Below are 12,203 nucleotides of genomic sequence, written 5' to 3'. Positions count from 1 at the left end.
ATGCGTGTTTCGGTAGAGAGGCTGAGGCGGTGGTTGCTGGCGGGCGCAGTCCTGCTGGTGCTGGTTATCGCCGGCTTTCTCGGCTACGCGCACTATCGGACGCATCGGTTCTTGACAGAGCTTCCGAAGAAGCTTGGCGCGGACATCCGGCAGGAGACAAATGCGTTTACCTGGTCGCAGACGGTGAAGGGGCGTACTGTCTTCACGGTGCACGCGGCGAAGGCGATTCAGCATAAGGACGGCAAGTACACGCTGCACGACGTGGGGATCGCGGTGTACGGCAACGGCCCGACGCGGGGAGACCGTGTGGACCGGATCTACGGCAAGGAGTTTGACCTCGACCAGGTGCAGGGCATCGTGCGGGCGACGGGGGAGGTTCATCTGGATCTCGAGGCTCCGATGGCTGCGGATGCTTCGGGAAAGATGGACTATGCGGCGGGTAAGGATCTGAAGGCCGAGACGAGCGGCGCGCAGGATCAGCATGAGGCAGGTAAGGGAGATGCGCGGCTGATTCACGTGAAGACGAGCGGCCTAGTCTACCTGGAGAAGCTGGGAGTTGCGGCCACAGAGGAAGACATTGAGTTTGAATACAACGGGCTGAACGGTCACGCGAAGGGCGCGGAGTACGACGCCGATACGGGGATTCTTACGCTGCAGTCGGCAGTGAAGGTGAGCGGGCTGGAGAAGGGGCAGCCGGTGCTGCTGACGGCCTCGCGGGCTGAGTTGGACAGGGTGAGTCGCAGAGCTGTGCTGACTCAGGCGAAGTATGTGACGGTGCCTGCTGAGGGAAGCGGCGGCGGAGCCAGGCAGACGGTGGAGGCTCGGCGTGCGACGGTTACGATGCGAGCGGATGGTTCGGCCGAGCGGATTGAGGGTGAAGGCGGAGTGAGGCTGACGGGCGGCGACGGCTCGCAGATGACAGGGGAGCGCGGCGAGGTATTGCTGGGCGCGACGAGCAAGCCGCAGTCGATGCGCATGACGGGGCAGGTGAGGTATTTGGCCGATGATCCGGCGCGGCAGGCCCGAGGCGAGGCCATCGAGGCGAGGGTGATGTTTGATAAGGCAGGCCATGCGGAGAAGGTGGTTCTGGACGGCGGGGTGCATCTGAATGAGAACCTGCGCCCAGCGGGCGCAACTGCGAATGCGTCGAGCGAGCGGGAGTTGAGCGCGACTACGGTGGAGATGGGGATGATGGTCGATGCGGCGGGACGAGCGACGCCCCGAGATGCGAAGGCGAGCGGCGACGCCCGGTTGAAGGTGACGGATGCAGGCAAGGACGGCAAGGGTTCGCGCACGAGTGTGATGAGCGGCGATGTGTTGCTGGCGCGCTTCGTTCCGTTGAGCGGGCGGCGGCGGCTGGATGAGGTGAAGGGAGTGGGGCGGACGACTCTCGAACAGGTGAGCGAGTCGGGAGTGGTGGAGACGAGCTCAGGCGATTCCCTGGACGTCCGCTTTCGAGCTACAGCTGGGAAGCAGCCACAGAAGGCCACGGTGGCGGGCGCGGGATTCGCCGGCGGGGATGCGATTGCGTCCGCAGTGCAACAGGGCCATGTGGTGCTGACGCGTAAGAGCGCGGCGCAGCCCGGAGCCGCCGTTGGCGTGCAGACGGACAAAGCTACGGGGACGAAGGCGATCTACGACGGCGATGCGCAGACCATGAGCCTGAGCGGCGGAGTGGAGATGTCGAACGCGAGCGGAACGATGTGGGCCGATCGCGTGGTGGTGGATCAGAAGACGGGAGACGAAACCATCGACGGCTCCCTGAAGGCGAGTTATCGGCAGGCAGCTCAGGGAGAGATGGTGCATGTGCTTGCGGAGCGTGCGGAGCTGAAGAAGGCCAGCGATACGGCGATCTTTTACGGCGCTGCGGGCAGGCCGGCGAGGCTGTGGCAAGGCGGCTCGCAGGTGGAGGCTCCAACGCTCGAGTTCACACAGAAACAGCGGCGGCTGGTGGCCAGAGGTGACAGGAGCGGCACAGCGATGCCGGTGCACGCCGTGCTGGCGAGTGCGCGTGGGCCGAATGCAGGTAAAGATCAGGATGGGGCTAAGCCCGGTGATTCGCCCAAGGGAGGCGCCGCAGCGCTGCGCGGCCCGGCTGTTGTGCGTATTGCGAGCCGCGAGATGGTGTACTCCGACGAGACGAGGGTCGCGGAGTTTACGGGAGGCGTAAAGGTTGAGAGCGCGGATGGCGTAATGCGTGGCCAGCAGGCGACGGCGTATCTCGAGGGATCTCAGGCGAAGGCGGGAGTGAAGAACGCGGCGGGCGAAGCGGGAGCGGGCTTTCTGGGCGGTAGCGTGGAGCGTGTCGTGATGAGCGGCGCCCTCGAGATCGAGCAGCCGGGAAGACGCGCGACGGGTGAGCAGCTGGCATATACAGCCAGCGATGGCCTCTTTGTGCTGACGGGGACGCAGGCTGCGCCTCCGCGGGTGATGGATGACACGCGGGGTACTGTGACTGGTGCGGAGCTGCGATTCCGCGCGCAGGACGAGAGCGTCGTGATTTCTAATGGAGAAGGGAGCGGTGCGGGGCAGAGGGTTCGCACGGAGACGCGGGTGAAGAGAGAAAGATGAGGACGCTATCGACGGAGGAGATTGGCAAGTCGTACGGCGGCCGCCAAGTGGTGCGAGGCGTAAGCCTGAAGATCGAACAGGGTGAGGTTGTGGGGCTGCTGGGCCCGAACGGCGCCGGCAAGACGACGAGTTTCTACATGATCGTAGGTCTGGTCAGACCGGATGCCGGGCGTGTGCTGGCCGGAGATCACGATATTACGCGGCTGCCGATGTATTTGCGGGCGCGGAACTACGGGATCAGCTATCTACCGCAGGAGCCTTCGGTGTTTCGCAAGCTGACGGTGGAGGACAATATTCTTGCCGTGCTGGAGACGCAGCAGCTGAGCTGGGAGAGCCGGCGCACGCGTACCGAGAAGCTGGTCGAACAACTGAACCTCGGGCATGTTCGCAAGACACGGGGTTATGCTTTAAGTGGAGGCGAGCGGCGTCGCGTGGAGATTGCGCGCTGCCTCGCGATCGACCCGGCCTTTATCCTGCTGGATGAGCCGTTCTCGGGCATCGATCCGATTGCTGTGTTGGATCTGCAGGAGATTATCTTCGGGTTGAAGAAGAGTGGCATCGGTGTCCTGATTACCGATCACAATGTGCGCGAGACACTGTCGGTGACGGACCGGGCATACATTATTAATGAGGGCAGGATCTTTCGAACCGGAACGCCAGGTGACTTGGGACGCGACCCGGAGGTGCGGCGCATCTACCTCGGGGAAAAGTTTTCGATGGACTAGGTCTCCGGTACAACTTCTGTTGTAAGAGTGAGTCAACCATCGTGAGAGCGTTGGTAAGGTCAACCGGAGTAGACTTAAGTCGAAGTCGTTTCTATCCGTGTAGACTAGTTCTTTACCAGAGGTTCGATCTGGCCCTGGCGATGCATCGCCGCTGTGAAAGCGGAGCATCCAAACCCGTGCAAACGAAGTAACGAGGATCGTTCGACGTGCTGCTTCAACCCAAGCTGAATCTGAAGGTTTCGCAACGACAGGTGCTGACCCCAGGACTGGTGCAGATGGTCAGCGTGTTGGCGCTGAACAAGCTTGAGTTGAAGGAGATGATCAATACGGAGATTGTGGAAAACCCAGTGCTCGAGGAGATTGAGGATACGGGAGTCTCGCTGGATGAGCGGGCCGGGATGGAGGGCGACCGGGAGCGTTCCGCGGAGGAGGTCGTCGCCGAGAGCGAGCGCCCGGAGAAGGATCCATTTGAAGAGATCGACTTCGGAAGCTATTTCCAGGAGTATCTCGATCCGGGGTTCCGCACGAGCTCGAACTTCGAGGAGTACGACAAGCCATCATTTGAGAACTTTCTGTCGCAGCCGGGGACGCTGAGCGATCACCTGATGTGGCAGCTTGGATCGTTGACACTGGATCCTGAGGTGGCTGCGGCGGCAGAACTGGTCGTGGGCAACCTGAACGAGAACGGCTACCTGACGGCTACCGATGAGGAACTGGTGGACTCACTAATCCAGCTGAAGATGCCCGCCCCGCCGGATCCAATTCCGTTTGAACGCGGCTCGCGGAGCCGGAGCGGGACCCTTTGGTCCGAGTCTGGGGAGAAGGTGGAGGAGGGCGCGGAGGTGGAGATTAACGCCGCTGCCCCAGAGGAAGATCGCGAGGCGCTGCTGTCCGTGGTCCGCGAGGCAAGGTCGATCGTGAACAACCTTGATCCGGTGGGAGTAGGCGCACGGGATCTTCGCGAGTGCCTCCTGATCCAGATCAACGCGCAGAAGAACGAAGCAGCGATGGTGTTGCGCAGGCGCCAGGCAGCGGAGAAGAACAACAGCCGCAACGGCGTCTCGGTGGAACCCTCGGGCAGTGATCGTACCGATACCTTCGACGCGGCGAGCCACATTGTGACTCACTGCCTTGCGCTGCTGCAGAAGAAAGACATGCGCGAGTTGACGCGAAGCTGCGGTCGTACTCCGGAGGAGGTACAGGCGGCGGTAGAGTTCATTCGTACGCTCGACCCGAGACCTGGCCAGCGCTACAACCACACGGAGACGCGGCTGATTGAGCCTGATGTCGCCTTCGTGAAGCGCGACGACAAGTTTGTTGTGCTGGTGAACGATGAGGATATGCCGGCGCTTCGCCTGAACCACAACTATCGCCGCATGCTGCAGGAGAAGCAGACCGACAAAGAGGTCAAGGAGTACGTGAAGGAGCGCTACAAGTCTGCGATTCAGCTGCTGAGGAACATCGAGCAGCGGAAGAACACGATCGTTCGGACGTGCGAGGTGATAGTGCGTCGGCAGACGGATTTCCTGGAGAACGGTGTCGAGGCGCTGAAGCCGATGATGATCAAGGAGGTCGCCGAGGAGATCGGCGTGCATCCATCGACGGTGAGTCGCGCGGTGGCGAACAAGTATGTCCACACTCCGCAGGGGGTCTATGAACTTCGCTTCTTCTTCTCCGAAGGAGTAAATGGGCCTGAGGGCGGCGATCTTCCACTGGTTCTGTTGAAGCGCAAGGTGAAGAAGCTGATCGAAGAGGAAGATGCGCGCAAGCCGCTGACGGACGACCAGCTTGCCGCCGAGCTGCAACGGCAGGGGATCCAGGTGACCCGGAGAACCGTGGCAAAGTATCGTGAAGACATGCAGATTCCAAGCACGCACCAGCGCCGGGTGCGCTGAGCGGGCGTAAGATGTCTGCACGAGGTACCGCGATGAACGTGGATTACACCGGTAGACAGACGGCAATCACCAAAAAACTAAAGACTCAGACGGAAGCAGGGCTGGAGCGCATTGCCAGGATCATCGGCATTGCGGGCAGCGTCCATGTGATCCTGACCACCGAGAAGTATCGGCACACTGCCGAGCTGACGATACAGACGAGAAACCTGAAGCTGGTGGCGGCCTGCGAAGCCACAGAGATGGAGATGGCGCTGCGCGATGCGCTGGCGACTGTCGAAAAGCAGGCGATCCGCCACAAAAAGAAGAAGACGACCATCAAGCGGAACGGAAAGGGTGGCGTCCGGCAGGTGGCGGTTGCGACGGCCGAGGATGGCTCGGTCGCCGTGGTGACCCGGCAGGCGGCGAAGGCAGCCGCGACAACGAACGGGTCGACGCGCAAGGCGGTGCCGATGCTGGTTCACTCCTTCCCATCTCACTCGCCGCTGGCGGAGCCGCACCTGGTGCGCTCGAAGGACGGAGTTGCGCTGCGCCCGATGACGCTGGAAGAGGCCGTAAAGGAGGCGGCCTTTCGCGACCGGGAGGTGTTTGTCTTTCGCGACCACGCCGGCCAGGCGATGGTGCTGCATCGAAAGCGTGACGGAAAGATGGAGCTGATCGAGGTGCCGTAAACGGCTTCTGTTCTCCGTGGCATGACGGACCGATGCTAGGATTCCAGTCATGCCACGGAAGGAAGCGAAGAAGACAGCAAAGAAGTCAATTGGGCCGGAGAGCAAGGGCGAACTGGTGATTCTGACGGGGTTGTCGGGATCAGGCAAACTCTCGGCGTTGAAGACCTTTGAAGACCTTGGATTTTACTCGGTAGACAACCTGCCGCTCGAGTTGGTGCCGCGTTTTGCGGATCTGGTGCGGCAGTCGGCGGGAATCGAGCGGGCAGCCCTGGTCGTGGACGTACGCGAGGGCATGCGGCTGGATGAGTTTCCGGTGATCCTCAAGAGGGTTCGGAAGGTGCTGCCAACGCGGGTTTTGTATCTCGAGGCGAGCGACGATGCTCTGATCCGCCGCTTCTCCGAGACGAGGCGCCCGCACCCGATGGGGCGCACCGACACGGTGATTCAGTCGATCCGGGCCGAACGCAAGCGGCTGGACCCGATCCGCAATGTCGCCGATATTGTCCTCGACACGACGAAGTTCACCGTACACGACCTGCGGGCGCACATCGGCGCTCAGTTCGAGCGGGAGGAGAGCGACCGGAACCTTACGATCTCATCGAACAGCTTCGGCTTCAAAAACGGCGTGCCATCGGAGGCGGACCTCGTCCTCGATGTGCGGTTTCTGCCGAATCCGCATTTTGTTCCGGAGTTCCGCAAGCTGACCGGCAAGCATCCCAAGGTCGCGAAGTATATCCGCGACTTTCCGCAGACCACGGAGTTTCTGGATAAGACGATGGACATGCTGGAGTTTCTGCTGCCGCACTACATCAAGGAAGGGAAGAGTTATCTAACGGTTGCGTTCGGATGCACGGGAGGACAGCATCGCTCGGTTTTCATTGCCGAGGAGATGAAGAAGAGGCTGACGGCTGCGGGCTATCGTGTGAAGTCGTCGCATCGCGATATGCCGAGGTAGGTTTGACACTCGAGGAATACGGCGCGCACCACTAGAATAGAGAGATGCCAGGCATGGTAAGGATCAGGAGAGTGGCGGCTTGAGGCGCATCTGGCGACTGCTGCTGTATGTGCGGCCGTACATGCTGTACCTGCTTGTGTCGGTGGTGCTGATGGCGACGGTGGGCGCCATGGCGGCGTTCCGCGTCCTGCTGGTGAAGCCGATCTTCGATAATGTGCTGCGGCCGGATGCCTCGACCCATGACGTGCTGGTGTACACGATTCCGCGTGTTGGGTGGACGATGAACCTGCACTTCCTGGTGCCGAGCCACTTTCACAATGCGTGGACTGTCGTGGCGTACGCGCTTGTGGTGTCGGCGCTGGTGAAGTCCGTCTGTGACTACGCGGGCACGTACCTGGTGAACTACGCGGGCTTCGGAATGATCACCGACCTGCGCAATGATCTCTACAACGCAGTGCTGCGGCGTTCCGTGTCCTTCTTTCAGAAGCACACGACCGGGACGCTGCTGTCGACGCTGATCAACGACATCGAGAGGGTGCAGTATGCGATGTCGACGGTGCTGGGTGATTTTCTCCAGCAGCTGTTTACGCTGCTATTCACGATCGGCGTGGTGATCGTCGTCGGCGGCAAGATGGCTTGGGTGCTGCTGCTGTTTGTGCCGGTGGTGATTTCGTCAGCGCGGCGCATCGGCCGCCGCGTGCGGCAGACGACCCGCAAGGGCCAGGATAAACTGGCCGAGATCCAGAACATCCTGCACGAGACGATCACGGGTAATCGCATCGTGAAGGCCTTCGGGATGGAGCTATGGGAGATGAACCGCTTTCGGCGTGCGGCGCGAAGGCTGTTCCGCGCGAATCTGAAGTCGGTCAGCGTGCAGGCGATCAGCTCGCCGCTGATGGATGCGCTCGGCTCCGTGGGTATCGCGCTGCTGCTGCTGTTTGGGCGGACGCGGATCCAATCGGGCGGCATGACGGCGGGATCGTTTGTCACGTTTCTGATCGCGGTCTTTACGCTATATGACCCGGTGCGAAAGTTCGCACTTTACTACAACAACTTTCAGCAGGCTTTGGGTGCTAGCGAAGAGATCTTTAAGTTCATGGATGCTCAGGACGATGTTCGGGAGAAACGTCGCGCGCAGGTGCTGAAGGGATTTCACAAGGGCATTCAGTTTGAACATGTGGGTTTCGGCTACGCAGACGATGAGGGTGAGAGCAAACAGGTGCTGCACGACATCAACCTCGACGTGAAGCCGGGTGAGGTGATCGCGCTGGTTGGGCCGAGCGGGGCGGGGAAATCGTCGCTGGTCAATCTGATTCCGCGCTTCTTCGATGTGAATGAAGGCAGGATCGTGGTTGATGGCTACGATGTGCGGGATGTAACGATCGCTTCGTTGCGCGAGCAGATCGGCAAGGTGACGCAGGAGACGGTCCTGTTCAACGATACGGTGCGAAACAACATCGCCTACGGACAGCCCGATGTTCCGCTGAGCAGGGTGGAGGAAGCCGCGCGAATGGCTCTGGCGCATGACTTCATCCTGAGGATGCCAGATGATTACAACACGAGGATTGGCGAGAAGGGAACGAGGCTGAGCGGAGGCGAGCGGCAACGGCTGGCCATCGCAAGGGCGATCTTGAAGAATGCGCCGATCCTGATTCTGGACGAGGCGACGAGCGCGCTCGATACGGAGAGCGAGCAGTTTGTGCAGGCAGCTCTCGCGAACCTGATGCAGGGCCGCACAGTGTTTGTGATCGCGCACCGGCTTTCGACGGTGCGCAGGGCGACGAAGATTGTGGTGCTTGAACAGGGGCGGATTACAGAGGCAGGCACACATGAGGAACTGATGCGGCGCTCGGGAACATACCGCAGGCTCTACGACATGCAGTTTGGCGACGAGGGCGTTGCTGTTGCAGCAGGATATGGCGAGACGCTGCAGCAGGGAGATCTGGAGGGGTTTGCTTGAGTACGATCTACTCGATGACCGGGTTTGCGAGCGTGCGGAGCGCCGCGGATGAGAGTGTGGGCTTTGCGATTGCCATCAAGAGCGTGAACCACAGGTTCCTGGACCTGCAGCTTCGGCTGCCGTCGTACTGCGACGGGCTGGAGATGCAAATGCGGCGGATGTTGAAGGAGACGCTCAAGCGCGGCCACGTGGAGGTGACGCTGCAGGTGGAGCGCAGAGCGAGTGCGCAGATTCAGTTGAACGCGGAACTGCTAGGCGCTTACGTCGGAGCCTTCACGAAGGCAGCAGAGCTGCATGGGCTGACGAGCCAACCTGATATGAATGCCATGCTGCGGATTCCGGGCGTGATGAGCGCGGAGACGACGGTTGGCGTCGAGGGCATTCCGGAGCTGGATAGGGCGGTGATGGCCGAGATGCCGCTGCTGGTGGAGAAGCTGAATGCGGTTCGTGCGGAGGAGGGTGCTGCTCTGGCTGCGGAGCTGCGGAACTCGATGGGCCGGCTGCGCGCGTTTGCTGATGAGATGGCGACGCTGCGGAACGGCGTACGCGAGGCGCAGTTCGAGCGGCTTCGGGCGCGACTGACGGAGCTGACCGAAGGGGTTCCGGTGAGCGAGGAACGGCTGTTGTCGGAGGCTGCAGTGCTCGCCGAGAAGAGCGACGTTGAGGAGGAGATCGTACGTCTGAAGACGCACATCGACCGTTTTGTCGGGATGCTGGATGAGGGCGGCGAGCTGGGCAAGCGGCTGGACTTTCTGCTGCAGGAGCTGAACCGCGAGGCGAATACGATGCTCTCGAAGACGAGCGCCGCGGCTGGCGAGAACAGCCTGCGGATTACGGAGCTTGGCCTTGAGATCAAGGCTGAGATCGAGAAGGCTCGCGAGCAGGTTCAGAATCTTGAGTAACAGACAGCAGTTACACTCTTCTGTATCGCTACAGGTTGGTCTCTAAGGAGCAGATGGCAGGAATACTGTTTATTATTTCGGCGCCTTCGGGGTCGGGCAAGTCGACGCTGGTGAATCAGCTGAGGACGCTGGTTGAGGGTCTTGATTTTTCGATCTCGTACACGACGCGATCTCGGCGCGGCTCGGAGGAGGACGGGCGCGAGTACCACTTCACGACGCGCGAGGAGTTCGAGAGGATGGTCGCCGCATGCGACTTTCTCGAGTGGGCTGAGGTCTTCGGCAACTACTATGGAACAGCGGTTTCGGCGCTCAAGCATGCGAAGGCTCTGGGCAAGGATCTGCTGCTCGACATTGATGTGCAGGGCGCGATGCAGGTGATGAAGAAGATGCCTGAGGCGGTCTCGATCTTCATTTTGCCGCCGAGCCCGGAGGTGCTGGAGTTGCGGCTACGCAATCGCAGCAAGGCGGAGAACGTGACCTCCGAAGCTGTGATTGAGAAGCGGCTGAATGCGGCGAAGGGCGAGTTGAAGCAGGTTTGGGACTACAAGTACGCTCTGGTGAACGACGTTTTGGACAAGGCTGTTGCGGAGATGCGCGCGATCGTGCTGTATGAGCGCGGCTCCGAGGAGGCTGCGGAGATGGTGAAGAGTTGCAGAACCGATGTTGCTGCTCCTAAACTCAGAGCGGTTCTGGAGGCGTTTGGAGAATAACGACGGGATATACACCACAAATTTGTTATGGACATTTCGTCCGGCTGAGATACATTCAGACGACAAGGGGGATGCCAATGACAACGATCGAGTATTCATTGCATAACAAGTACAGCCTGGTGAAGGGTGCGGCGCGGCGTGCTCGTCAGCTGCAGTCGGGAGCTCAGCCGCTGATCGTGGCCAAGTCGACCAAAGCCTGCCGCGTGGCTCAGGACGAGATCATGCAGGGGCAAGTGAAGTACATTCTGCCGGAGCGTCCGGCGACCTCTGAGCCGAAGGTTCATTAGCGCGGGGTTCCGTGCTCTTGACGCGATAGCATAGAACTATGGCAGGAGAAGCAGAGGATCAGCTGCGCGCTTACGTCGAGTACTTCCGCGACCTGGGCGTCTACGATTTTTATCGCCGCGGCGAGCCCGTGTACGCGGCGGAGGAGATTCAAGCGGCGGCGGTCGTGGTTCCTGCTGTCGCGTCTCCTGCGAGCAAGACGGTTGAGTCGAGTCCTGTTTCAAAACAACCTGTAGCTCCGGTCGCGGCAGCGGCGGTTGTTCCACCTGTACGAGAGAATCCGGAGTTTGTTATTCCGAAGCCTGTGAGTTTTGATGATCTCGCTCCTCTGCCTGAGGTGCGTGTGACTGCTGGGGCGAAGCATGCGGTGCTGGCTGCGATTCAAGATGAGATCGGCGACTGCACGCGTTGTCCGCTGGCGTATGCGGGACGGCGCAAGATTGTGTTCGCGGACGGCGATCCGAACGCGCGGCTGATGTTCGTCGGCGAAGGGCCGGGCGCGGATGAGGATGAGCAGGGCTTGCCGTTTGTGGGCAAGGCAGGGCAGCTTTTGAACAACATGATCGGCGCGATGGGGCTGAAGCGCGAGCAGGTCTACATTGCGAACATCGTGAAGTGCAGACCGCCGGCGAACCGGGTTCCGGAGCCGGAGGAGGCGAATACCTGCACGCAGTTTCTGGTGAAGCAGATCGATGTGGTCCAGCCGCAGGTGATTGTGGCGCTGGGCTCAACGGCGGCGACCTATCTGCTTGGGGTGAAACAGTCGCTTGCAGGGCTTCGCGGGCGGTGGCACAGCTGCCGCGGGGCGAAGGTTGCGGTGACGTATCATCCGGCGTTTCTGCTGCGGGACCCGCGGCAGAAGGGCGAGGCGTGGAAGGACCTTCAGATGGTGATGAAGGAGCTTGGGTTGAAGGCTCCGGCGAAGGGGTGACCCCTCCCCCCCGTTTTCGGCAAAATATTGGAAATAAATGGATAAGCTTGTCTAGACAATAGGTAAAGTATTGAAAATAGACGAGTTAACCAAAATATTAAAAACAAACGGGTTATGAGAAAAGCCCCACTTTTTTAGCGGGGCCTTTGTTTATGTCTGATACCAGTTTAGCGGGTCGGGGGTAATTAGTCGGCGCTTTTTTCGGATTTAATTTTGGGTGGAAGTGATTGGTTTTCATAGGGTTGTGGATTTTGGAGTGGGATTAGTGGGCTTGACATCTCTAACGACGTTGGCGGTGTCAAGGGCGAAGTAAGGCGCGGTCGTGGGGAGCGGGGTCAAGGGCGCCGTTTTTTGGCGTTCATCTTGACCCTTGACGCCGCTCCCCACGCGCATAAGCTCGGGCCGGGAACGAAGCTCAGGTGTTCTTTCTGAGCTTCGTTCCTTGACAGCGAGGTTCTTCGGTTTGGGCCAGGGCTGCATGGGGTTGTTGGTTCAACTGCATCGTCGTTTGAATCGTCGGGGGAACTCGCGTCCCCATCCATCTATCTCCGGCCACTTCACTGCGGCCAGGATGACGGAGTCGAACTCCCGCTTGCGCGGG

Annotated in this window: 10 protein-coding genes; all 10 read left to right on the top strand. The window is 60.5% G+C overall.

The features are described from left to right. The 10 genes from Q363_RS10240 (at window position 1) to Q363_RS10195 (ending at window position 11,602) form a co-directional block, all read left to right on the top strand. On the top strand, window positions 1-2,571 hold the full coding sequence (locus Q363_RS10240) for an LptA/OstA family protein (protein WP_157466726.1): 2,571 nt from the start codon (window positions 1-3) through the stop codon (window positions 2,569-2,571). After that, window positions 2,568-3,296 (top strand): LPS export ABC transporter ATP-binding protein, encoded by a 729-nt coding sequence (lptB, locus tag Q363_RS10235; protein WP_035349735.1) that lies wholly within the window; start codon window positions 2,568-2,570, stop codon window positions 3,294-3,296. The genes Q363_RS10240 and lptB overlap by 4 nt, the downstream gene beginning before the upstream one ends. A 206-nt stretch (window positions 3,297-3,502) precedes the next feature. After that, on the top strand, window positions 3,503-5,191 hold the full coding sequence (gene rpoN, locus Q363_RS10230) for an RNA polymerase factor sigma-54 (RefSeq protein ID WP_035349733.1): 1,689 nt from the start codon (window positions 3,503-3,505) through the stop codon (window positions 5,189-5,191). 32 nt (window positions 5,192-5,223) lie between these two features. After that, on the top strand, window positions 5,224-5,859 hold the full coding sequence (hpf, locus tag Q363_RS37435; protein WP_064742625.1) for a ribosome hibernation-promoting factor, HPF/YfiA family: 636 nt from the start codon (window positions 5,224-5,226) through the stop codon (window positions 5,857-5,859). A gap of 49 nt (window positions 5,860-5,908) precedes the next feature. Further along, window positions 5,909-6,814, top strand: coding sequence for an RNase adapter RapZ (gene rapZ, locus Q363_RS10220; protein WP_035349731.1), 906 nt, complete (start codon window positions 5,909-5,911; stop codon window positions 6,812-6,814). Between the two features lie 79 nt (window positions 6,815-6,893). Then, complete coding sequence (locus Q363_RS10215; RefSeq protein ID WP_035349730.1) at window positions 6,894-8,774, top strand: ABC transporter ATP-binding protein; 1,881 nt, start codon at window positions 6,894-6,896, stop codon at window positions 8,772-8,774. Further along, entirely contained in the window at window positions 8,771-9,676 is a 906-nt protein-coding gene (locus Q363_RS10210) for a YicC/YloC family endoribonuclease (protein ID WP_035349729.1), read from the top strand. Before Q363_RS10215 ends, Q363_RS10210 begins: the two co-directional genes overlap by 4 nt. A gap of 53 nt (window positions 9,677-9,729) precedes the next feature. Then, entirely contained in the window at window positions 9,730-10,386 is a 657-nt protein-coding gene (gene gmk / locus Q363_RS10205; RefSeq protein WP_035349728.1) for a guanylate kinase, read from the top strand. 77 nt (window positions 10,387-10,463) lie between these two features. After that, on the top strand, window positions 10,464-10,673 hold the full coding sequence (rpoZ, locus tag Q363_RS10200; protein WP_035349727.1) for a DNA-directed RNA polymerase subunit omega: 210 nt from the start codon (window positions 10,464-10,466) through the stop codon (window positions 10,671-10,673). Window positions 10,674-10,711: 38 nt separating this feature from the next. Continuing rightward, on the top strand, window positions 10,712-11,602 hold the full coding sequence (locus Q363_RS10195) for a uracil-DNA glycosylase (RefSeq protein WP_035349725.1): 891 nt from the start codon (window positions 10,712-10,714) through the stop codon (window positions 11,600-11,602). The last annotated feature ends 601 nt before the right edge of the window (window positions 11,603-12,203 follow it).

The organism is Edaphobacter aggregans DSM 19364 (assembly GCF_000745965.1).
Taxonomy (GTDB): Bacteria; Acidobacteriota; Terriglobia; order Terriglobales; family Acidobacteriaceae; genus Edaphobacter; species Edaphobacter aggregans.
The sequence above is the reverse complement of the archived record's forward strand: the minus strand, read 5'-3'. Positions and strand labels throughout refer to the sequence as shown.

Coding starts and splice junctions, on each gene's coding strand:
- rpoZ (WP_035349727.1), top strand. CDS start 10,464: ATGACAACGATCGAGTATTCATTGCATAACAAGTACAGCCTGGTGAAG.
- lptB (WP_035349735.1), top strand. CDS start 2,568: ATGAGGACGCTATCGACGGAGGAGATTGGCAAGTCGTACGGCGGCCGC.
- rapZ (WP_035349731.1), top strand. CDS start 5,909: ATGCCACGGAAGGAAGCGAAGAAGACAGCAAAGAAGTCAATTGGGCCG.
- Q363_RS10240 (WP_157466726.1), top strand. CDS start 1: ATGCGTGTTTCGGTAGAGAGGCTGAGGCGGTGGTTGCTGGCGGGCGCA.
- Q363_RS10195 (WP_035349725.1), top strand. CDS start 10,712: ATGGCAGGAGAAGCAGAGGATCAGCTGCGCGCTTACGTCGAGTACTTC.
- gmk (WP_035349728.1), top strand. CDS start 9,730: ATGGCAGGAATACTGTTTATTATTTCGGCGCCTTCGGGGTCGGGCAAG.
- hpf (WP_064742625.1), top strand. CDS start 5,224: ATGAACGTGGATTACACCGGTAGACAGACGGCAATCACCAAAAAACTA.